The sequence below is a fragment of the Rothia mucilaginosa ATCC 25296 genome (assembly GCF_000175615.1).
GTDB classification, from domain to species: domain Bacteria; phylum Actinomycetota; class Actinomycetes; order Actinomycetales; family Micrococcaceae; genus Rothia; species Rothia mucilaginosa.
Genome location: NZ_ACVO01000024.1, coordinates 1 through 21,806 on the forward strand (window position 1 = coordinate 1; position 21,806 = coordinate 21,806).

17 protein-coding genes and 1 tRNA gene are annotated in these 21,806 nt (G+C 57.7%); 4 read left to right on the forward strand and 14 right to left on the reverse strand.

Annotation, left to right across the window (positions count from 1 at the left end):
* Positions 1-460: 460 nt before the first annotated feature.
* The 7 genes from ROTMU0001_RS07805 to ROTMU0001_RS07835 form a co-directional block, all read right to left on the reverse strand.
* Positions 461-2,329 (reverse strand): DUF262 domain-containing protein, encoded by a 1,869-nt coding sequence (locus ROTMU0001_RS07805; protein WP_005509084.1) that lies wholly within the window; start codon positions 2,327-2,329, stop codon positions 461-463.
* Between the two features lie 287 nt (positions 2,330-2,616).
* A complete protein-coding gene (locus tag ROTMU0001_RS07810) occupies positions 2,617-3,705 on the reverse strand; it encodes a quinone-dependent dihydroorotate dehydrogenase (protein WP_005509085.1) in 1,089 nt (362 codons plus the stop codon).
* A 69-nt stretch (positions 3,706-3,774) separates the two neighbouring features.
* The gene (locus ROTMU0001_RS07815; RefSeq protein WP_005509086.1) at positions 3,775-4,566 is read right to left on the reverse strand and encodes an isoprenyl transferase; all 792 of its coding nucleotides are present in this window, start codon (positions 4,564-4,566) and stop codon (positions 3,775-3,777) included.
* A 175-nt stretch (positions 4,567-4,741) separates the two neighbouring features.
* The gene (recO, locus tag ROTMU0001_RS07820) at positions 4,742-5,593 is read right to left on the reverse strand and encodes a DNA repair protein RecO (protein WP_005509087.1); all 852 of its coding nucleotides are present in this window, start codon (positions 5,591-5,593) and stop codon (positions 4,742-4,744) included.
* A 188-nt stretch (positions 5,594-5,781) separates the two neighbouring features.
* Positions 5,782-6,057, reverse strand: coding sequence for a hypothetical protein (locus tag ROTMU0001_RS07825; RefSeq protein WP_005509088.1), 276 nt, complete (start codon positions 6,055-6,057; stop codon positions 5,782-5,784).
* 384 nt (positions 6,058-6,441) lie between these two features.
* Positions 6,442-7,401: an L-lactate dehydrogenase gene (locus ROTMU0001_RS07830; RefSeq protein ID WP_005506055.1), complete on the reverse strand. Its 960-nt coding sequence runs from the start codon at positions 7,399-7,401 to the stop codon at positions 6,442-6,444.
* A 276-nt stretch (positions 7,402-7,677) separates the two neighbouring features.
* A complete protein-coding gene (locus ROTMU0001_RS07835; RefSeq protein WP_005509089.1) occupies positions 7,678-9,282 on the reverse strand; it encodes an amidohydrolase in 1,605 nt (534 codons plus the stop codon).
* A gap of 339 nt (positions 9,283-9,621) precedes the next feature.
* Between ROTMU0001_RS07835 and ROTMU0001_RS07840 the strand changes: the two genes are divergently transcribed.
* Entirely contained in the window at positions 9,622-10,707 is a 1,086-nt protein-coding gene (locus ROTMU0001_RS07840) for a 2,3-butanediol dehydrogenase (RefSeq protein WP_005509091.1), read from the forward strand.
* 185 nt (positions 10,708-10,892) lie between these two features.
* Here ROTMU0001_RS07840 and ROTMU0001_RS07845 read toward each other — a convergent pair.
* Positions 10,893-10,978: transfer RNA gene (locus ROTMU0001_RS07845), tRNA-Leu, on the reverse strand.
* Positions 10,979-11,197: 219 nt separating this feature from the next.
* Here ROTMU0001_RS07845 and pepN point away from each other — a divergent pair.
* Entirely contained in the window at positions 11,198-13,870 is a 2,673-nt protein-coding gene (gene pepN / locus ROTMU0001_RS07850; protein ID WP_005509092.1) for an aminopeptidase N, read from the forward strand.
* A 388-nt stretch (positions 13,871-14,258) separates the two neighbouring features.
* On the forward strand, positions 14,259-15,515 hold the full coding sequence (locus tag ROTMU0001_RS07855) for an HIRAN domain-containing protein (RefSeq protein WP_005509093.1): 1,257 nt from the start codon (positions 14,259-14,261) through the stop codon (positions 15,513-15,515).
* Positions 15,516-15,715: 200 nt separating this feature from the next.
* Here the strand turns inward: ROTMU0001_RS07855 and ROTMU0001_RS07860 are convergent, their stop codons facing one another.
* From ROTMU0001_RS07860 to ROTMU0001_RS07885, 6 genes are all read right to left on the reverse strand, one after another.
* The gene (locus ROTMU0001_RS07860; RefSeq protein WP_005509094.1) at positions 15,716-16,888 is read right to left on the reverse strand and encodes an LCP family protein; all 1,173 of its coding nucleotides are present in this window, start codon (positions 16,886-16,888) and stop codon (positions 15,716-15,718) included.
* 326 nt (positions 16,889-17,214) lie between these two features.
* Positions 17,215-17,469 carry a type B 50S ribosomal protein L31 gene (locus tag ROTMU0001_RS07865; protein ID WP_005506069.1) on the reverse strand — a complete coding sequence of 85 codons (255 nt, stop codon included), beginning with the start codon at positions 17,467-17,469 and terminating at the stop codon, positions 17,215-17,217.
* Positions 17,470-17,720: 251 nt separating this feature from the next.
* The gene (locus ROTMU0001_RS07870; protein WP_005509095.1) at positions 17,721-18,599 is read right to left on the reverse strand and encodes a TrmH family RNA methyltransferase; all 879 of its coding nucleotides are present in this window, start codon (positions 18,597-18,599) and stop codon (positions 17,721-17,723) included.
* Positions 18,596-19,384 (reverse strand): ABC transporter ATP-binding protein, encoded by a 789-nt coding sequence (locus tag ROTMU0001_RS07875; protein ID WP_005509096.1) that lies wholly within the window; start codon positions 19,382-19,384, stop codon positions 18,596-18,598. The genes ROTMU0001_RS07870 and ROTMU0001_RS07875 overlap by 4 nt, the downstream gene beginning before the upstream one ends.
* A gap of 244 nt (positions 19,385-19,628) precedes the next feature.
* Complete coding sequence (locus tag ROTMU0001_RS07880) at positions 19,629-20,372, reverse strand: SDR family oxidoreductase (protein WP_005506073.1); 744 nt, start codon at positions 20,370-20,372, stop codon at positions 19,629-19,631.
* Between the two features lie 73 nt (positions 20,373-20,445).
* Positions 20,446-21,162 carry a beta-ketoacyl-ACP reductase gene (locus tag ROTMU0001_RS07885; RefSeq protein WP_005509097.1) on the reverse strand — a complete coding sequence of 239 codons (717 nt, stop codon included), beginning with the start codon at positions 21,160-21,162 and terminating at the stop codon, positions 20,446-20,448.
* Positions 21,163-21,448: 286 nt separating this feature from the next.
* Here ROTMU0001_RS07885 and ROTMU0001_RS07890 point away from each other — a divergent pair, with 286 nt between their 5' ends.
* Positions 21,449-21,676: a hypothetical protein gene (locus ROTMU0001_RS07890; protein WP_005509100.1), complete on the forward strand. Its 228-nt coding sequence runs from the start codon at positions 21,449-21,451 to the stop codon at positions 21,674-21,676.
* Positions 21,677-21,806: the final 130 nt, after the last annotated feature.

Consider the following 21,806-nt stretch of genomic DNA (forward strand, 5'->3'; position numbering starts at 1 on the left):
CGCAAGCAGGGCGCCCAGCCCCAGTAGTGCGCCGCCACCCAACAGGGTACGGCGATTAATTTGGGTACGGTAAAGGAAGGTACGGGGCTCCATAACGGTGCGCTCCTATCGTCGGTGATGGTGTGTATGCACTTATCAGGCTGGTAAAAATGGTCGTTACATGACCGCCGGAAGAACCCAGCCGCGCAGCGCACCCAGCAGGCGCAACAATGCGCCGCGGGAGGCTACATATAAAACCCTACCGCATATTTACAGTCGTTTGCTTTTGCAATGAGTGTAATAACAGCGAGCCATCATTATTCTAAGATTTTCAAGATTTACGCATTAACCAATAAGCTATCCCAAAAATTACTACCTCTACAAAGAGTTTTAAAATATTGGACAGAGATACCACTTCAAAAAATAATTGCGGGGGATTTTCAATATCAAAATCCCCCGCAATTATTGTATTAAAATTTATTTACTTATATTTATCGAAGCTCCAAATTTCATCATAGCCTCGCTCGGCCATTTTTTTCGTTCGATGTACAATATCTTCAAGAGTCCAAGATTTAGCTTCAAGAATTTCTGACGGTATATCCTGTGGCACCCGGACCTTCTTCAATATAACCTGCTTTTCTAGGAAGGACTTATCCTTCAGGTCAACCCCATTTGTCTTTTTCCTTACAATAATAAGATTGCCCGGGGAGTTAATAATCCTTGTAATCCTTTCTTTCTCAGCTTGTTTCCATTCATCGGTCACAATGTTTCCATTCTCATCTTTTACCTTTTCGTCGACAGCCGTATGCAATCGATTCACTTCAGATTGTGGCATAATATGCTCAATTGTTTCAGGATTATCTGGCAACTCTTTGAACTCAGGCTGATATTTACGCAAAATATACCTAAGTAATTTTTGATTACTATCATTAGATTTATCATACTTGGCAACGTCCGGAAATTTTTTCACAAAAGATTCTTTACTCGTTATCTCCAACAAATATTTCTCAAACTCTTTTGCGAGAGAGTCTTGAATTTTCTGAATTCCACCTTGTTTACCGTTTCGAGGTGATGTCTTATATGTATCATTGGCATAGCGAGTGTACAGATTCTCAATCTTACTACCCCTCACACTCTCAACCTTTGTAAAAATAAAATGGAAATCTTCAATCATTGAGAATAAGCGCTGAGTATTTTCTGGCTTGTAATGTCCGTCCCCTCCGTCAAAAAGACGCCTTAGAGTCGCCAAAATTAAAGGATTGGGTTGCGTTACACCAAAAGTCTGCAAGGCCTCAAGGGAAGGGATCCAGTTAGTATTTCTTACTGTTCGTTTTGCTTTATTGCCCCTCAAGATAGAAGCCTGGTTGTAGGTCGGCTCATACACAATTCGATAGGTTGACACATCTTCCAGGAGAGATGTCAGATATTTATGGGCACTCTCTGCATCTTGGATATTATTATGATATTTTTCAAAAGTTTTCTTCTTGCTAATTTTTCTTCCGTCAGACGCACCGATAGACATCAAGTAATTATAGAAGTAGTCATCTTCCTTTATACCACCTGGAACAGGACACGTAGACAAGACGTCCAAGATTTTATTCCACATTTCAATATAGGTATCGTTGTTTCCGGTGTCGCTTAAGTGACTAAGAATGTGACTTTTAATCAAATCAGTCTGATTCAGTTTAACACCCCTTACATTCAAAGTCATAAATATGCGATAAGCTCCACTAACATCACCCATTAAAATATCTACAAGAGTAAGCACTCGGATTTTATTGAGTAAATCCAATAAGCAGCTCTTCTTCTCTTCTAATGTTCCTTTGGAAACCATCCTTGAAATTTTTAGTTTAAAAAATTTATGTGCTTCCATAAGATTTTTTGAAGGTCCTGATGATATATACTGAGATTCAGTTAGGGCAGCCCTGCTATCCGAATCTGGAATATCGATGATGGAGCGATAATTATTATTAAAACCACCTTCACCATTTTCATAATTAATCTTATAAAAGGACTCAGTTGATCCTGTTACATCGGGCTTGATATAGTCATCAATTTTTCCACCCTTGACATCGCCAAGATCAATATAGGCGTCTCGAATAGCGGCGAGCAAAACAGAGAGAGTAGTTAAACGTTGCTGTCCGTCAACAATATAGTACTTATTTTTCCCAACAGGATATCGGATTATAGTTCCGATAAAATGTGATTTTTCGTTTGTTGTGATATCATTCCACAACTCCTCAAACTGTTTCTTCCTCCATGAATAAGGACGTTGGAACCTTGGGATGTAAAGTTCTTCCTCACGTTTCAAGAAGTCCGATAGTTTTGTACTAAAGACGTTAATTTCCACCAAATCTCCTTTGATGCATAGTGTAGTGGCGCAATCGTCGGTGCTGCACCACTCTGATAGTACTATCGCTCCAGGTCAGGGTGCAATCCACAACACACAAAACGCTAACAGAATCTCAGGTAAAAATTCAGCCCCCTCCCTCAGATACCAGCACAACCACCCCTTACACGTTGAGAGGGCACACAAAAGGGGGCACCGCCTCCACCCCCTACGGGTAGAGAACGGTGCCCCTTCCAGCACGCAGAGTCAGCGTGCCGGGAAGCATAACGCCCCCGCCTGCAAACCTTCTAGCGGCGAGCGCGGCGCAGCTTCACCAGGCCACGGTTAATGTGTGCCGCCCAGAGCGGACCCTCATACAGGAACGCGGTGTAGCCCTGCACCAGGTCGGCGCCAGCGTCCAGGCGCTCCTGCACATCCTCAGCGGTGGTCACGCCGCCGACGGAGATGATGGCCAGGTCGTCGCCGATTTCGCGCTTGAGCAGGCGCAGCACCTCAAGGGAGCGGGGCTTCAGCGGCGCACCCGAGAGGCCGCCAGCACCGATTTCCTTGACCTTGGTCATGTCGCTGGTCAGGCCCAGGCCGTCGCGGGCGATGGTGGTGTTGGTGGCGATGATGCCGTCCAGCTTCAGCTCCTTAGCCAGGGCTGCCACCTCGATAACGTCCTCATCGACCAGGTCCGGCGCGATCTTCACGGTCAGCGGTACGTGGCGGTTGGGGCATACGCGGTCTGCCTCTTCACGCACGGCGGCAAGCAGCGGGCGCAGCGACTCGATAGCCTGTAGGGTGCGCAGACCCGGAGTGTTCGGGGAGGAAACGTTGACGACCAGGTAGTCTGCCTGCGGCGCGAGGGTGCGGGTAGAAATCAGGTAGTCGTCGATAGCGTTCTCGAGCTCAACGACCTTGGTCTTGCCGATGTTCACGCCGATAACCGGGCGTACAGCGCCGCGGTATTCAGTTTCGAGGTCTGCACGGGCGGCGGCAACGCGCGGGCCTGCCGCTGCGGCACCGTCATTGTTGAAGCCCATGCGGTTGATGACCGCCTTATCTTCCACGAGGCGGAAGAGGCGCGGCTGCGGGTTGCCGGGCTGCGCCTGACCGGTGATGGTGCCGATCTCGACGTGGCCGAAGCCGATACCAGCCAGCGCGGCAATGCCCTTACCGCCCTTGTCGAAACCTGCAGCCAGGCCGAACGGCGAGGGGAAAGTAATGCCCATGACGGTGGTTGCCAGTTCGGGTGCGGGCTGGAAGTACTTGCGCAGCGCGCGGGTGATGCCGACGTTGCGCAGGGTCTGAACGCCCCAGAAGCCGACGTGGTGTGCCTTCTCGGGGTCCATGCCCTTGAAGAAGATGTTGAAGAAGGTCGGGTAGATGCGCATTTGTTCTCCCTAGTGTTGGAGGGTGTGGGTGGTTTATGGGGCTATGAGCCGGGACTGTATGCCGGGCCGCTACTTGTCGTTGGCGACGGCGTCGACAGCGCCACCATAGCGGCGGTCGCGGCGCGCATACTCTTCGACAGCTTCCCAGAGGGTGCGGCGGTCAACGTCGGGCCAGAGCACGTTCATGAAAATCATCTCGGCGTAGGCGCTCTGCCACAGCAAAAAGTTCGAGATGCGCTGCTCACCGGAGGAACGCAGGAACAGGTCAACATCGGGCAGGTCGGGCTCGTCCAGGTACTTCTGGATGGTCTTTTCGGTAATGTTGCCGGGCTTGAGCTTGCCCGCCACAGCGTCCGCTGCGATAGCTGCCGCCGCGTCGGCGATTTCTGCGCGGCCGCCGTAGTTCACGCACATGGTGAGGGTGCAGACGGTGTTGTCGATGGTTTCGCGCTCGCAGTGTTCGAGCTCTTCGATGACGTTTTTCCACAGCTTGGGTCGGCGGCCAGCCCAGCGGATGCGCACACCCCAGGTTTTGAGGGTTGCCAGCTGACGCTGTAGCACCTCGGTGGAGAAACGCATAATGAACGCGACTTCGCTGGGTGAACGCTTCCAGTTTTCGGTGGAGAACGCGTAGGCGGTCACGTACGGGATGCCCATTTCGATAGCGCCCGCAACAACGTCCAGCAGTGCCGCCTCGCCGGCGCGGTGGCCCTCGGTGCGGGGCAGGCCGCGTTCGTTCGCCCAGCGTCCGTTACCGTCCATCACGACGGCGACGTGCTGCGGGATGAACTTCTTCGGGATTGGCGGCGGGGTTGCCCCGGTGGGGTGTGCGGGCGGGGGTACGGGCTGGGTGCGTGCCATGTGTGCCTTTCTTCCCTGGCGGGTTCTCCCCCGGGGTCGTTTGCCTAGATATGCGCCAGATATAAACCTGGCGTGCTGTTAGCTATTTTACCGTGACATAGCGCGCATGGGTGGGTACTTCGGGGGTTATTTTGCGTCCTGGTTGGCCCATGTTTGACGCATCAGCGTGCATCTTTTACGATGCAGGAATTTCCGCTTCGAGGGCGCTCGCCGTTTTCAGGGGATGTTCGAGCAGGTTCTGGGTGGTTTTCAGGTAGAGTCCCAGAATTTTGGAGGCGACCGGCACCGGTGCTGCGTCAATAGTCGCCCAGGCGCGCGGATCCGCCGATGCGGTAGCGAGCGCATAGCCGAGCTCTTCGGCGCGCAGACCGGTTAGGGGTGTGTCGGCGGCGGGTGCACATTGGGGGCAGAGGACCGTGTGGTGCCCGTAGGTGTGGGCGGTATGGAAGGCAATGTACCTGCCGCTTCCGCTTGTAGCGCCGGGGGCACTACTGTCTACCCCGTTATCGCCCCGGCTATCGGCGTTCACGAGCGGGTTTCCGCATCGGGTGCAGTTCTCACCGATGAGCGGCCAGCCGGCGGCGTTCATGCTGCGCGCCAGGTATCGGGTCAGGATCCTCTGCGGCACATGCTGCCCGTGCGCGAGCGCGGCAAGCGCCCCGTGTGTGAGGGTGTAAATGTCGGCGGTGCTGTCGGTGTCCTTGGTGAGTGCTTCCGCCAGTTCGGCGATGGTGGAGGCGCACGTGTACGCATTGTAGTTCGCCATGATGGGTGCGGTGTAGGCGTGCAGGGTTGCCGCCTGGGTGATGGTGTGCAGGTTGGTTCTGCCGCGGCTGAAGGACAGGTCGGTGTGCATGAACGGTTCGAGTCGTCCACCGAATTTGGAGGTGGGTTTGCGTACGGCTTTGGCGACGGCGTGGGTGATTCCGCCGTCGCGGGTGAGCATGATGATGATGCGGTCGGTTTCGCCGAGTTTTTGGGTGCGGAGGATAAGGGCGGCGTCGCGCCAGGTGCGGGGTTCGCTCACGGGTGTCTCCGTTCTCGGTGCATGCTCGGTGGGTATCGGGGGTCAGGTGTTCGGCGGGCGCTGAAGGCAGTAAGCGCTGAGGGCAGGGGCTGCGCGGGTGTTGCGGGTACGGTTCGACCCCTGCCGTATTACCCCGCATAGGGGGTACCGGTCAGGGGTCGGTCCGTAACGTATGGGCGAGGCGCTATTTAGTCCTCGTACTCAATATCGTCGTCGATGTCGTCTTCATCGTCGAGGATTTCTTCAAGGTCATCCTCGTCTTCATCACCGTAGACGCTCAAGGGAGTGACCTCGTTGTACGCCTCGAAGAGGGCATCTTCGTAGGCTTCGAAGGCGTTGGCGATTTCTACGTATGCCTCATCGACGGCAGAGTCGTGCTCGCCGGTTCGGTTTACGACGGCGGTCAGGTGCGCCTCCAGCGCGTCAAGGAGGCGGGTGAGTTCGGTGCGAGGATCAATGCTCATGCCATTATTCTACTACCTACGCGCCTATGGTGTGCGCCGGGCGGTCATACGGCGGTTTAAACGCGGAACTGTGAACGGGCGCGGCAGGTGAATCGACGGGTAAATTCGGTGCCACCAAGAGAACGCCAAATCCAGAGCGGTAAGCCCAGGTTGGTCAAGCCAGGTGAGCAAGCCAGCTAGTCAAGCGAAGCATGCACGCGGCACATCAAACCCCGCATAAAAACCTTACAGACACAGCGAACCCGCCGTCCCCAGCTTCCCCACTCCTCAAGGGGCGGGTGCCGGGTGCGGCGGGTTCTTCTGTCGGTTAGCTCAGCTTTACGCTGCGCCTACTGAATGTTTGCTTCTTACGGGTTGAGCCCGAGAGAATTAGAAGCCGGGTTTTTAGAAGCCCAGGGAAGCTGCGGATGCGCGGATTGCCTCAGCGGATGCCTTCAGCTGTGCCAGCTCAGCCTCGTTCATGGGAACCTCGAGCACGCGCTGGATGCCCTCACGGTTCACGATGGTGGGCAGGGACAGTGCAACGTCCTTGAAGCCGTACAGCTCGCCTGCAATGGTGGTGGAGACGGGCAGCACTGCGTTCTGGCCGCCGAGGAATGCCTCAGCGATACGTGCACCGGAGATACCGATTGCGTAGTTGGTGGAACCCTTGCCCTCGATAACCTTGTATGCTGCGCGCATAGCTTCAGTTGCCAGTTCTGCACGGACCTCGTCGGTGAAGACGAGCTTGCCGTCCTGCTCCCACTCGGTCAGGGGAACCATACCGATGTTTGCTGCAGACCAGACGGGGAACTCGGAGTCGCCGTGCTCGCCAACAACGTTTGCGTGAACGCTCTTGATGGAGACGCCAGCCTTGTTAGCGATCAGCCAACGCAGGCGGGAGGAGTCCAGAACGGTACCGGAGGACAGCACGCGGTTTGCGGGCAGGCCGGTAATCTTCTGAGCCACAACGGTGAGAACGTCACAGGGGTTGGTGACGAGCATGATGATCGCGTTGGGTGCTACGGACAGAATGTTCGGCAGCAGCTTCTCGAGGATTGCGACGTTTGCGCCTGCCAGTTCGAGGCGGGGCTGGCCGGGCTTCTGGCGAGCACCAGCGGTGATGATGACCATGTCGCAGTCGCGCAGCAGTTCGATGTCGTCGCCACCGGTTACGGTTGCTTCGTGTGCGAACATTGCGCCGTGTGCGATGTCCAGTGCTTCAGCGTGTGCGCGCTTGCCGTCGATGTCGTACAGGACGATTTCGTCTGCGGAGCCGCGGACCATAGCTGCGTATGCGGTTGCGCTACCGACGCCGCCTGCACCGATGACGCCGAGCTTGGTGGGGTTGTTGACACCGTTCATTGCTGTATGCCCTCTTTTCGTGAGAGTTATCCGTGTGGTGCGAGAGGATTCTCGCGTGGTTTATCGGGAAGCGGGTGTGTGCCTCGGAGTCGGCTTCCCTGGTGTGGGCGTTCTCCCCCGGTGGGCTCGCTTCGTTACTTTCTATTATGCCGCAGATTCTGCGTTTTGTGTTGGGTTATTTTGCTTTTTTCGATGGGTCATAGTGACTTTATGGGTTGTGGATGGTGTTTTTCACTCATAAAACCAAATAATGACGTTCTGACCTTTTGAGCAAGCTCACATGCCGCTAAAGTAGCCCTCCACGTCCACGGCACCGCCGGAAGCCTCAAAATCGGCGCGCACCGCCTCCGCCAACTCATCATCAACCAGGAAGTCCAAAGCCACAGACGCCAAACCGAACGCCGCATCCAGGGCAGCATCCACCGCCGCCGGGGTGTCAGCACAGTGCGCGAACTCCACCGTGTGCATACCGGTACCCTCGGGCGCAATCTGAATGAGCGGGTGAATACCGGGCACGCGCAGGCTCACATTACCGAAATCAGTAGAAGCCGCCAGGGTGTCACTGACCGTTCCGGGCGGATACGGGTGGCGACCCACCGAACGCTGAGCCGAAACCCAACGCTTCAACAGCGGGCGGTTCGTACGCACCGGCATGGTCATCGGCGAAGAATCCCACGTCACCTCCGCACTCACGCCAGCCATAAGCGCCGCACCGCGCAGCACCTCCTCAACCCGTCGCGACAGAGCACGCAGAGTCGGCGCGTGCTTAGAACGGATATTAATGTGCAGGCTCGCGGCGGCAGGAATCAGGTTCGGGGCGTCCCCGCCGTGGTCAATAATCGCGTGAATACGGTCAGAACCGGGAATCTGCTGACGCAACAAGCCCAAACCTTGATACGCCAGGTTCGCCGCATCCAGCGCGTTGCGACCCATAAACGGGTGCGAGGACGCGTGCGCGCTCACACCCGTATAAGTCACACGGCATTCACGGCGACCCAGCCACGCCTGATCAGCCACGTCGATAAAGTAGGGGTGCACCATAATGGCGGCATCCACCCGCTCGAACGCGCCGGCGCGCGCCATCAGCTCCTTACCGGCGTCGGACTCTTCGGCGGGCGTGCCGTAGTAGAGGACCCTACCGCTGAACGCCTCGGGTCCGGTAACGAGCGCATCCGCCAGGGCAAAGAAAGCACCCAGCCCGGAGACCGCAATGACGTTATGGCCGCAGCCGTGACCGATGCCCGGCAGCGCGTCATATTCGGAGAGAATCGCGATGGTGCGGTGTGTGGCGGGGTCGTAGTCGGCGCTGGTGAGCTCCACCTTGAACGCGGTATCCAGGCCGAAGGCGGGGTACTCGATCCTGAGGTTCGGGTAGGCTTCGCGGACCGCATCAACGAGCGTGCGGGAGGCGAAATACTCCTCGTAGGCAGTCTCAGGGTGCGCGTGAATCGCCTTGAGAATTGCGGTCAGGGAGTCCGCACGGGTGGCGACGGATTCGGCGAGGTCGCGGCGAATATGCGCCAGCCCGCTGTCTTCGTCGAGGCGGTGACCGTGATGCACGCCGTGGCCCTTTCCATGACCGCGCCCCTTTCCATAACCGTGGCGCTCGCCGTGGCTACGTTCCGGCTCGGGCTGACCGTGGTCAGCATGTTCCTGCTCGGGATGCGCGTGCCCGCGCTTGCGGCGGTGCTCAGCGGCACGCTTACGCCGCTCGGTTTCGAGGGCAAGAATCTCGGAGTACTCGCTACCGCGCACGCAATCAGCGTCGGGCGCGTCATAGTGGCGGGTTATTGCGGCGGGTCGGTTCGGTGCCGTTCGACCGGAGCTGTCAGAAGTGGGCTGGGTGTGGGCGGCGGTGCCCTGTGCGTTCGCGTCAGTCATGCTTCTACGCTACCGTCTGCGCTCGCCGGGCGCTAGATGCTCGGGCGTGATGGAGTCGAAAACACCCAAAAAGAAATTTGTGTCACATAAAAGAAAATTTGTATATATCCTAGGAATCTTTGATTCATAGGAGTAGCGTTAAGCACATGGGAGCGACAATCCAGCCGCACCCATCACCATCCGGCGCTAGCGATGCGAATGCCGGCAGGACAGTTCACAACCGGTCCAGACCATGTCGTTTGGGCCTCTGTCAACACCGTGACAGACCCACGGATGCGAACCGTACCAGCAAGCACACACCGCAGTGAGCGCCACAACCACGCTAAGGAGCTCCATCCCATGAAGGCAGCACGCTTCTACGACCGCCACGACATCCGCATTGAAGACATCCCCGCACCCGAAGCCGCTGCGGGCGAGGTTCTGGTCAAGGTCGCATGGTGCGGCATTTGCGGTACCGACCTGCACGAATACCTGGACGGCCCCATCTTCTGCCCCCAGCACGGTCATCCCCACCCCATTTCTGGTGAGGACTCCCCCGTCACCCTCGGTCACGAATTCTCCGGTGTTGTTGAGGCACTGGGCGAAGGCGTAGACGACCTTGAGGTTGGCGACCACGTTGTCGTCGAGCCCTACATCATTCGTGATGACGTTTACACCGGCCCCGACTCCAAGGACTACCACCTGTCCAAGGACATGAACTTCATCGGTCTGGCAGGTCGCGGTGGCGGTCTGTCCGAGAAGGTTGCTGTCAAGCGCCGCTGGGTTCACAAGATTCCTAACACCATTCCCCTGGACGAGGCTGCACTGATTGAGCCCCTGAGCGTTGGCTACCACGCTGTTGAGCGTGCAGGCGAGTTCGAAGAGGGCGCATTCGCACTGGTGACCGGTGCTGGCCCCATCGGTCTGCTGACCTCCGCAGTTCTGAAGGCTAAGGGCGCTAAGGTCATCATCTCTGAGCTGTCCCCGCTGCGCCGCCAGAAGGCTCTGGACTCCGGCGTTGCTGACTACGCTTTCTCCCCCGCAGAGGTTGACGTTCTGGCTGAGATTCACAAGCTGACCGACGGCCGTGGCGCTGACATCGCGTTCGAGTGCACCTCCGTTCAGCCCGCACTGGACCTGATCCTGGATGCTCTCAAGCCCACCGGTAAGGTCGTCATCGTCTCCATTTGGGGTAAGCCCGCTTCCCTGGATGTTCAGAAGATTGTGCTCAAGGAGCTCGATATCCGCGGCACCATCGCATACGTGAACTCCCACCCCGAGACCATCAAGCTGGTTGAGTCCGGCAAGATTGACCTCAAGCCCTTCATCACCGGCAAGATCGCTGTGGAAGACCTGATTGACAAGGGCTTCGACACCCTGATCCACCACAACGAGACCGCTGTGAAGATTCTGGTCACCACCGACCCGGAGCGTCTGGCTGAGTAATTCTCTGAGTGCTGAGTAATTCAGTTTCAGCTGATGCAGCTGTTCTTCTAGCTTCCTTAGCGTAGCTAGTGTGGGGTGAGGTTCCATTCAAGGAGCCTCACCCCACTACTTTTTTGTGTACTTTTTACCGGGCATACAACCGAGCATACAAAAATCCCCGGTTCCGAAGAACCGGGGATTATCTGTGCGCGAGGGGGGACTTGAACCCCCACCCTCTAATACGAGGACTAGCACCTCAAGCTAGCGCGTCTGCCTATTCCGCCACCCGCGCAGGTGACTTTCGAACGTTTTCCTTTCGGTGCCGTTCGAAGCAACACGTAATACTATACGGGCTTTCTGGACGCTCCGCAAATCGAAAGAGCATGTTCTGCGTCACATATTGAGTATTGTTTATCCCAAACCATGCCGCCACCCCTCACTTCTCAACTAATATGACGAGCACGCCCGTTCAACTGCCAGATTTCCGGTCACACCGACTAGAATAAAAAGCATGAATAACGAGAACCTCTCCCGCGAAGAAGCCGCAGAACGTTCGGCTCTCATCAGTGTCGACACCTACGACGTGCATGTCGACCTGACTAACGCCAAGGACCCCGAATTCGAGTCCTACCCCACCGTCACCACCGTCCGATTCTCCTGCAACACCCCCGGTGCAGAAACCTTCATCGACTACATCCACCACAGCGTCGACTCCGTTAAGCTCAACGGCACCGAACTGACCCTGGCTGATGTCGTCAACGGCGCACGCATCACCCTGTCCAACCTGCAGGCAGAAAACGTGCTCACCATCCACGGTCGCTCCTACTACTCCCGCTCCGGCGAAGGTATGCACCGCTACTTCGACCCCTCCGACGGTCGCGTCTACCTGTACACCCAGTACGAGCCCTCCGACTGCCGCCGAGTCTTCCCGAACTTCGAGCAGCCCGACCTGAAGGCAGTCTTCAACTTCCGCATCACCGCACCCAAGGACTGGGTCGTCAGCTCCAACGGCGTACTCGAAAGCCAGGTTGTAGACCCCACCGACGACTCCATCACCAAGCGAGTCTTCTCCCCCACCGCAAAGATCTCCACCTACATCACCGCAATCGTTGCCGGTGAATACTTCACCGCAACCACCACCTACAAGCCCAAGAGCAAGGTCAACAGCGGTGACATCCCCCTGGTCGTCTACTGCCGCCAGTCCCTCAAGCCGCACTTCGACTACGACCACATCTTCATGGTCACCAAAAACGGCCTGGACTTCTTCCAGGACCTCTTCGACTACCCCTACCCGTACCCCAAGTACGAGCAGGCATTCGTACCCGAATACAACATCGGCGCAATGGAAAACCCCGGCCTGGTCACCTTCACCGAAGACTACATCTTCGTCTCCGGCGCAACCGAGGACGACCTCGAAGGCCGCACCAACACCATCTGCCACGAAATGGCACACATGTGGTTCGGCGACCTCGTCACCATGAAATGGTGGGACGACCTGTGGCTCAAGGAATCCTTCGCAGACTTCATGGGCACCCTCGGTGCTAAGGAAGCCAACAACTTCAACGACGCATGGGTCACCTTCGCGAACAACCGCAAGGCATGGGCATACATGCAGGACCAGCTGCCCACCACCCACCCCATCGTCGCTGACATCCCCCACCTGGAAGCAGCATCGCAGAACTTCGACGGCATCACCTACGCAAAGGGCGCATCCGTGCTCAAGCAGCTGGTCGCCTACGTCGGCTTCGACACCTTCATCGAGGCAGCACGCGTGTACTTCAAGCGCTTCGAGTGGGGCAACACCTCCCTGAACGACTTCCTGCAGGTACTCAACGAGGTGTCCGGCCGCGACATGCAGGCATGGGCTAACGCATGGCTGCAGACCTCCGGCGTGTCCGCACTGGGCACCAAGCGCGTCTACGGCGAAGACGGCCAGCTCACCGACCTGATCCTCACCCAGGAACTTCCCGCACAGCAGCCCGCAGGTCTGGGCCGCCCCCACGTGGCAAAGCTGGAAACCTTCGCGCTGACCGACGGCAAGCTCACCTCCACCGGACTGCTCTCCCTCGAGTACCCGGCAGAGCCCGTCTCCGAGCACCGCGTGGAGCTCACCGAGGAGCAGAAGAAGCTCGTTGGCGAAGCTGACCTGCTCATGCTCAACGCAGAAGACCACACCTACGCCAAGGTCGCCCTGACCGACGAAGACGGCCTGCAGGCAGCTATCGAAGGTGTCTCCACCCTCGAATCCGCACTCTCCCGCGGCCTCATCTGGGGCTCCCTCTGGGAGAACGTGCGCGATGCACGCCTGCCCGTCACCACCTACGTTGACGCAGTCGTACGCAACGTCTCCAAGGAACCGAGCGCATCCCTGCTGGGCACCATGGTCAACAACGCACAGGTCGCTATCGCAACCTTCTCCGCGCCCACCGGCCGCGAGCGCCTCTACGACGCCCTCTACGACGCATTCGCAGCCGCACTGGCACAGGCTAAGCCCGGCTCCGACGAGCAGCTGATTCTGCTGCGCGGCCTGATTTCAGTCTCAACCAACGCGACCAAGGGTGAAGAGCTCTGCCGCGATATTGCCCGCGGTGCTTTCGAAGACACCACCGGCGATATTGCTGACGCAACCGGCATTCCTTACGACCAGAACCTGGGTTGGAGCGCACTGGGTGCGCTCGCAAGCCGCGACCTGGTGACCGTTGAGGATCTGGACCGTGCGGCGAAGTACAGCCCCTCCTCAATCTCTTCGAATGGTTACGCGTACGCGATTGCTGCCCTGCCCTCTGCTGAGCGTAAGGCTGCCGCGTACAAGACCATCATGGAAGACGAGTTGCTGTCGAACGATGCTCTGGCTTCGACCATTAACGGTTTTGCTCGCGGTCCGGTTGAGCTGCGTGAGTCCTACTACGACTCCTACTTTGAGGCTCTGCTGCCCATTTGGGCGTCCCGTTCGATTGGTATGGCGACCCGCATTGTGCGTGGCCTGTACCCGAAGGCTCCGTACAACACCGGCTCCACCGAGGGTCTGGGCGTTGCGGGTAACCCCTCCGTTGCGTTGGCTCAGCGTTGGCTGGAGGCGAACCCCGAGGCTCCTTCGGCTCTGCGTCGTCTGGTTCTGGAGGCTCAGGATCACGGCCACCGTTCGATTGTGGCTCAGAAGTTCAACGCCTCCCTGCAGGACTAAGCTGCATGGTTTGAGGGCTTGTGGCGGGGTGTGAGCCGGTATCTAGACTAGGTTCCGCTCTCCCCCGCTAGGTTCTCTAGCCTCTTTGAGAGACTGCCGTTCGGCACGCCCCCGGTAACGTACCGGGACGCGCCGGGCGGTGGTCTTTTTCTGGCTCATCTATAGAATTCATAGCGGCGGTATGCCGTCTAAATATTTCCCTCATACAGTGGTTCACATACTGACAAGGGCACTTATTACCGGGGCAGTTTCACCAGGGCACAAAACTATATGCACCCGGTGCTAAAAGACAGATAAATGTCACCCGTTTTTGTGAGCTGTCCACACTGAAAGCATGAGAGAATAGACTAGGTATCCGCTCGCTTAGACACATCAGAAGGAGTTTTCAGTGGTCGATTACGCACTCGGTGACCGCGGTAGCGTTGACATTGTCACCGATGATTACTACGAAGCAGAAACCCTCCAAATCTTTGAGGAACTGCACATCGACCGTGAACGTATCTGGTACGGTGAAGCGCGCCTCGTTCCCGAACCGGATAACCCCTACGAGCCCAATAGCATTGCCGTCTACATTGACGAATTCAAGGTGGGCCGCATGAGCGTGGAGGACTCCGCCGCGTACTGGGATTCCATTACCCGCGTGGTCGCCTCCGGTTACGAGCCTATTGCGCATCTGCAGCTTTCCGCCGTGGCGGTTCGCACCGAGAGCGGTAATATGCGAGTGAAGAGCACCGGTGTGCTCTCGCTGTCCGCTCCTAGCTCGCTCTTCCCCCTCAACGACGCACCGACTCGCGCGACCCTGCTACCCCAGGGCCCGTCGATGAAGGTGCTTGATGAGAAGGAACACTCCGAATACCTGCACAGCATCCTGCCGCCCAGCGGTGAGGGTCGCGTCATTCTGACCCTGGAAGCTAACCAGCTGAAGACCTCTGACGGCCGTTTCGTTGACAGTGTTGAGGTGCGCCACGACCGCAAGCTCGTGGGCCGCCTGAGCACCCAGATGTCTGAGCAGCTCGCCCCCGTGATTCGTTACGCATTCGAGAACGACCGCCTCACCAGCGCGTGGGGTACGATTCGCGGCAACACCCTTGAGCTGTCCCTGACCGTTCAGGCTGCACGCCCCGCCGATATTCCGCAGGAATGGTATGAGACCCTGCCCAACAATGTTCCGGCTCTGCTGCCGGTGGGTGAAGAGTACGATGTGCCCGCCGCATTCGTGCCCACCGAAGGTGAGCGCCACTACCTGGAGTCCTCCGCTCAGCAGGCTCCGAAGAAGCGTCGCGGTTTCATGAGCTCCCTGACCGGTGGTTCTTCGGCACCCGCCGAGCCGACCCGTAGCGAACCCGCCGCGGAGAAGCCTGTTATCGAATACAGTATTGAGGAAGAGGAATACTACGAACCCTCCGAACGTGAGCGTCTTCTGAACCTGATCAAGGGTGCAGGCCTCGCCGTTCTGGTCGCCGGCCTAATTTCAATGCTGTGGACCCCGATGCTTGGCATCCTCATCGCAATCCTGGGTGGCGCTATCGCGGCTGTAGCATTCTATTTTGGCCGCCAGCCCTACTACGAAGACTACGACGAATACGATGAGTACGAAGAGGAAGAATCTGCCGAGGAAGCAGAAGAAGCCGATTCGAAAGCCTAACTCCCTCTAAGAGCACGGTACGAATGGGGCGGCTACCCCACCATCACGGTGAGGTAGCCGCCCTTTTGTGCGCCCCAGCAGCTCTCTAAGCGCCAACGAGGTACTTCCAGGTATCTACATTCCGACAGCTTTTCGGGAACAGTTAAAAACCAGCGGGGGCGAAAGCCTCATCAGCTTTCACCCCCGCAAGGAGTCAGATCTTAGTCCTGGCCGTAAGTCGCCATGAACTGATCCATGCTGTCATGCTGCAAAGCATAGGACAGGTTAGCATTCGCAGCCTGGTTCACGATAACAATCGACTGACCGTCGTAGGACCAACCCGGGCCTGCGTTCGGCAGGGTGGTCATACGCATCGTGGTATCACCGCTAGTCAGCACCGGAGCCGCAATCTGGGCAATCTGCGCCGCGTCCAGGCCAGAGTCAACACGCATATAACCAGCAATAGACTCAACAGCAGACTGGAAAGAGCCCACATTCTCCAGTGCACCCTTAGACTTCATCGTGCTGTACAGACCGCGCAGGAACGCACGCTGGTTACGAACACGCTGGTAGTCGCCGTCAGCGAACGGGTAGCGAGCACGAACGAACGCAAGAGCCGCACCACCATCCATATGCTGCATACCCTGATTGAAAGACCACGCATTGATATCGAAGTCGAAAGGTACCTGGACATCCACGCCATTAACAGAATTCACCAGAGCCTTGAAGCCCTCGAACTCGATCTCTGCCACGTGATCAATCTTGATACCCAGCAGGTTCTCAACGGTCGCCACCTGCAGAGAAATACCGCCATAGTTCAGCGCCGCGTTAATCTTTGCCGAACCGTAACCGGGGATATTCACCCAGGTATCACGCATAATCGAAACCAGGTACACGCCCTTACCATCGGCAGGGATGTGAGCAAGCATGATGCTATCTGCACGGGAGCCGCTCACCTGAGCTGCTTCAGAACCGGAACGGGTATCGCTACCGAGCAGCAGGATGTTCTTACCCGGACCCTTCACGACATTGTAGCTGTAACCGTCATCCAAGATGCCGTCGCCGTCCTTATCGTGATCGCTCGCGTTAGCTGCAAGAGCCGCAGCAGCATCGGAGCCGTTCTTGCCGGTATCCGAGTTGGTGACGGTCGGAGCCTTCAGCTCCGTCACGTTGAGCTTCTTAGCCTCGCCAAGATGCTCCTTAATTTTGCTGAGGTCTTCGTCCACCTTAGTGATGGAGTCGAACTTCTCGGTCTTGCTATCCCAGGTGTGGCCAGCACGCCAAATAAAGAAACCAATACCGAGGGTAATAACCAGCAGAAGAATCAGCAGGATCAGCAGGACACGCTTGACCCATTTCTTCTTCTGCGACGGTTCAGAGTGAGCGTCGCTCATTAAGTTGTCCTTTGTTTGAGGTGGTGATACGCGAGGCGCGTAGCGCATCCAGCGAAGTCTCTAGAGTACAGAGAGCCGGAAAATAACCCGCCGATATGGGGCGGTGCTGGAGGGCACAGAAAATGCACAGCTCGCAAAATACTTTCCCATTGTAACGCCGTCAGCGGGTCTACGCACCAGTGAGCGAAAGGTTTTACATTACAACTTTCCTCACGTTCACGCGAACCATTCTGCTACCCGCATAGAACGCGCAATGCCCCGCCTCCCTGAAAACCAAGGAGAACGGGGCATTGATTTCGCTATAGAGCAAAACTGGGAAAGAAGATTTACTTCTTGCCGAAGTTGCCGAAGCGTGCGTTGAAGCGCTCGACGCGACCTGCGGAGTCCATGATGCGCTGCTTACCGGTGTAGAACGGGTGCGACTCGGACGAGATTTCAACCTCGACGATCGGGTACTCGTTGCCGTCTTCCCACTTCTCGGTCTTGTCCGAGGTCATGGTGGAACGGGTCAGGAAGACCTTGCCGGATGCGAGGTCGCGGAACAGAACCAGGTTGTAGTCCGGGTGGATTTCTGCCTTCATTGATTACCTTCTTCTGCTACTGGATTTTGCCAGTAGCCCTTATATAGATGGAGTAGGTTTTTCGATGTGCAGCTATCGAGAAAATCTCAGAGCGCATCACCATTGTGCCCGCATAGGGCGCGCACAACCCATTAAGGGTACCACCTTCACGGATTAAATCCCAGTACGTTCCCTCACAAGCACCAACCTACACACCGCAAGGCACCCGAAGAAGGCACTCACGCGGGTTAAGAATCAGGTGAGAACTCAGGTTATGGACGCGGGCGAGTCTCCCAGAACGCCACGGCGCTCGCCGCCGCAACATTCAAAGAATCCACGCCGTGCGACATCGGAATCATCACCGTATCGTCACACGCAGCCAGGGTGCGGGGCGACAGTCCGTGCCCCTCCGTGCCCAGAATCAGCGCCAGCTTCTCGTCCCGGCGAGCAGACAGCTCCTCCAGGGTCAGCGAGTCCTCTTCCAGCGCGAGCGCGGCGCTCTTAAAGCCCAGCTCGTGCAGGGTCTGCAGGTCGGCAGGCCACGACTCCAGTCGAGCCCACGGCACCTGAAAAACGGTGCCCATCGACACGCGAATCGAACGGCGATACAACGGATCGGCGCATCGCGGAGTCACCAGCACGGCATCCACGTTCAGCGCGGCAGCCGAACGGAAAATAGCGCCCACATTCGTGTGGTCCACAATATCTTCCAGGATTGCCACGCGAGAGGCACCCTGCAGCAACTGCTCCAGAGGCTGAGGCGCCGGACGAGCCATCGCCGCCAACGCGCCACGATGCAGATGAAAACCGGTCACCTGCTCCAGCTGCTCCTCACTACCCACATACGCGGGAGTGTCAGGATGGGCGCGCAAAACATCCGCCAAATCATCAGCCCACTTCTCACTCATCAGGAAAGAAACGGGCTGATGACCGGCAGCGAGCGCACGACGAATCACCTTCGAAGACTCCGCAATGTAAATACCCCACTGCGGCTCCATAGCGCTACGGAGCTTCACATCGGTCAGCTGCGTGTAGTAGCGCAAAGCCTGCTCGGGTGCCTGCGCCAGAGCCGTGACCGACTCGATGGCGTAGACACGCTCGGCACGCTCAGCGATCTGTTCGGCGCTCAGCTGCTTCGGGGCACGGCTCATGCGCGCTTAAACGCGGAGTAACGACCCGCGGAGGTGACGGTCAGAGCCAGATCCATGTCGTAGGTTGCTGCGAGGTTCGCCTCGGTAATGGTGGACAGGATCGGGCCGGCGGCGACCACGCCGCCGTCACGGACCAGCAGAGCGTGGGTGAAGCCCGCCGGGATTTCCTCGAGGTGGTGGGTGATGAGCACGGTAGCCGGTGCGTAGGGGTCAGCGGCAAGCGCGGTCAGACGCTCAACCAGGTCCTCACGGCCGGAGATGTCCATGCCTGCGCCGGGCTCATCCAGCAGCAGCAGTTCGGGGTCGGTCATGAGGGCGCGGGCAATCAATGCACGCTTGCGCTCGCCGTCGGAGAGGGAGCCGAAGGTGCGGTCAGCGAGGGTATCGACACCCCACTCAGCCAGTAGCTCGGTGGCACGCTCGTCGTCCATGACGTCGTATTCTTCCTTCCAACGGCCGGACACAGCGTACGCTGCGGTCACGACAACGTCGGAAACCTTCTCGTTGGCGGGAATCTGGGTAGCCGAAGCACCGGAGGACAGACCAATGCGCGGGCGCAGGTCGAATACGTCAACAGCGCCGAGGGTCTCGTCAAGGATTTCAACCTCGCCGCTGGTCGGGTGCAGGCGGGCTGCCGCAATCGAAAGCAGAGTGGACTTACCGGCGCCGTTGGGGCCCAGAACGACCCAGCGTTCACCTTCGTTCACAGTCCACGAAACGTTGTTAAGGATGGGGCGGCCGCCGCGAATCACGGAGACATTCTGAAGGTTGAGTACGGTGCTCATGGTTCTTCTTCCAGTGAGTTAGATGGATGGGATGCGCCCCCACCCCGCAACCTGTACCGGGTTATCGGAGTGGTTGGCGCATAGTGCGCGGCACCCCACATTGGGTTCCTCGCGCAAAATCTTAGAAGCTATAGGAGCCTTAGGGGCTATAGGTGCCGCCGCGTATGGGGCAGCGTGCCTCATCAAATGTACCTTGTCAGAGGGGCGGGCGCATCCGCAACGGCACCTATAGCGGCTGAAGTTATTAGTCGATGAAGCCGCGTGCGCCGCCGACCAGCTCAACGTGGCCGGTCTCAACGTCTGCGGTGACCATCTTCGCGATTTCCTGCGCGAACTCGTTGACGGTGTAGAGCTTGCCGGCGGTCTCGCGGCGCTGCTCAATAGCGCCGGGGTGCAGGCGGTTCAGCAGGGTTGCGGTGACGGTGCCTTCAATCATGTCAGCGGACACGACGACCAGGGAGATACCCTTCTCGGAAAGTGCGGGGATCTCGGCGATCAGTGCGTCTTCGCCTGCGCGCTTGGACTCTGCGACGGGCTTGTACTCGTCCATGGTCTCAACCTCGCGGATGAAGTGCGCCTGGTGGCTGGTCACGAACACGATGCGTGCGCCTTCGGGCATCTTCTCTGCAGCCAGGCGTGCCAGGTTCAGCTGTGCGTCACGGTTCAGACGCATTGCGTAGTCTTCGCCCATGCCGGTTTCCATGCCGCCCGAAGCGTTCAGGATCAGGTAGTCCAGGGAACCGAAGGTCTCCACGGCGGTGTTGACGAGGTTCTGTAGGTCCTCATTGTTGGTCACGTCAGCCTGCACTGCGATTGCCTTGCCACCAGCCTCTTCAATAGCCTTGACAATCTTGTTCGCGCGCGGTGCCTTGGAGCGGTAGTTCACCACGATGTTCGCGCCCTCAGCGGCGAGAATCTGTGCGGTGTCTGCGCCAACGCCGCGGGAGGAGCCGGTAATGATGATGGTCTTGCCGGTCAGCTGTGCCATAGTTTTATGTCCTTAAAGTTTAGAAAGGGTGCGCCCACGTTCGGGCGCTTCGTGCAGTCCGTACGGGGTGGGGTTAGTGACCCATGCCCAGGCCACCATCAACGGGGATGACAGCACCAGAAATGTAGCTAGCCTCATCGGATGCGAGCCAGCGAATCACGCGAGCGACCTCTTCCGCCTCCGCGAAGCGACCAGCCGGGATGGACGCCAGGTAGTTCTTCTTGGTCTCTTCGGGCAGAACCTCGGTCATTGCGGTGTTAATGAAGCCCGGTGCCACCACGTTAGCGGTGATGTTACGGCCGCCCAGCTCACGGGTGATGGAGCGTGCCATACCGACCAGTGCAGCCTTAGATGCGGAGTAGTTGACCTGGCCGGGGGAACCGTACAGACCCACCACGGAGGAAACCAGGATGATGCGGCCGCGCTTGAGCTTCAGCATGCCCTTGATGGCGCGCTGAACCACGCGGAAAGAACCGGTGAGGTTGGTGTCGACCACGTCGGTGAAGTCGGATTCCTTCATGCGCATCAGCAGCATGTCGCGGGTGATACCTGCGTTGGCGACCAGCACCTCCACGGGACCGAATTCTGCTTCAATTTCCTTGAATGCTTCGTTAATGCTGTCGGCATCGCGTACATCTGCCTTGACGGCGAAAAATTCTTCGGGGGCTTCACCGCTACGGTAGGTGATGCAGACATTGTGTCCTGCTGCCTGGAATTCCTTGGCAATTTCGTAGCCGATGCCTCGGTTGCCGCCGGTGACCAGCACGGTCTTGGGAGTGTTCTCGCTCATGAGCTTCCTTGATGAGTCGACCCCTCACGATCAGAGCCGATGCAGCGGCTACGCGGTTGGGGTGTGGACGGATGGACAGACAAACCCTATTTTACCGCGTTTTAGCGCAAAGGTGCCGCAGGCTACACTCCACTCTTGAACACTGAACACCTGCTCCCCTTCTTTTACATGCCTCATCGGGCGCGTACACTAACTGAAGCGGAACAGCCCGCACCCCTTTTCTGCCCGGTCGCGCGGGCACGGAATAACACCGCACGTCGAGGCGCAATAGTAAGGATAAGAAGACATGGATCTGCTCGGTTCACTTTCTCAGGATGCACAGCCCGAGTACGCCAAGTGCTCCCGCAAGGGCTGCCAGCAGGCGGCAGAATTTCAGCTGCTCTGGAACAACCCGAAGGTGCACACCCCCGAGCGCCGCAAGATTTGGTTGGCGTGCTCCGAGCACGTGGGCTGGCTGGAGAATTACCTGCGCGAGCGCGAATTCTGGAAGCAGACTCTTCCGTTTGAGAGGTAGTGCCGATTGAGAAGTGATGCCGCTTGAGGGGATAACCCCGCTTATCGAAAGTAATTTCGATATATGCTATATTTGTTCTAATTAGTTCGAGTGAACATCCCGGCACCCAGGCAACCACACTCGCAGGGCA

Bases quoted from the DNA above. Each gene is read 5' to 3' on its own strand.
- ROTMU0001_RS07810 (WP_005509085.1), bottom strand. From the start codon at position 3,705: ATGCGCATCTACCCGACCTTCTTCAACATCTTCTTCAAGGGCATGGAC.
- ROTMU0001_RS07815 (WP_005509086.1), bottom strand. From the start codon at position 4,566: ATGGCACGCACCCAGCCCGTACCCCCGCCCGCACACCCCACCGGGGCA.
- ROTMU0001_RS07825 (WP_005509088.1), bottom strand. From the start codon at position 6,057: ATGAGCATTGATCCTCGCACCGAACTCACCCGCCTCCTTGACGCGCTG.
- ROTMU0001_RS07830 (WP_005506055.1), bottom strand. From the start codon at position 7,401: ATGAACGGTGTCAACAACCCCACCAAGCTCGGCGTCATCGGTGCAGGC.
- ROTMU0001_RS07835 (WP_005509089.1), bottom strand. From the start codon at position 9,282: ATGACTGACGCGAACGCACAGGGCACCGCCGCCCACACCCAGCCCACT.
- ROTMU0001_RS07840 (WP_005509091.1), top strand. From the start codon at position 9,622: ATGAAGGCAGCACGCTTCTACGACCGCCACGACATCCGCATTGAAGAC.
- pepN (WP_005509092.1), top strand. From the start codon at position 11,198: ATGAATAACGAGAACCTCTCCCGCGAAGAAGCCGCAGAACGTTCGGCT.
- ROTMU0001_RS07860 (WP_005509094.1), bottom strand. From the start codon at position 16,888: ATGAGCGACGCTCACTCTGAACCGTCGCAGAAGAAGAAATGGGTCAAG.
- ROTMU0001_RS07865 (WP_005506069.1), bottom strand. From the start codon at position 17,469: ATGAAGGCAGAAATCCACCCGGACTACAACCTGGTTCTGTTCCGCGAC.
- ROTMU0001_RS07870 (WP_005509095.1), bottom strand. From the start codon at position 18,599: ATGAGCCGTGCCCCGAAGCAGCTGAGCGCCGAACAGATCGCTGAGCGT.
- ROTMU0001_RS07875 (WP_005509096.1), bottom strand. From the start codon at position 19,384: ATGAGCACCGTACTCAACCTTCAGAATGTCTCCGTGATTCGCGGCGGC.
- ROTMU0001_RS07880 (WP_005506073.1), bottom strand. From the start codon at position 20,372: ATGGCACAGCTGACCGGCAAGACCATCATCATTACCGGCTCCTCCCGC.
- ROTMU0001_RS07885 (WP_005509097.1), bottom strand. From the start codon at position 21,162: ATGAGCGAGAACACTCCCAAGACCGTGCTGGTCACCGGCGGCAACCGA.
- ROTMU0001_RS07890 (WP_005509100.1), top strand. From the start codon at position 21,449: ATGGATCTGCTCGGTTCACTTTCTCAGGATGCACAGCCCGAGTACGCC.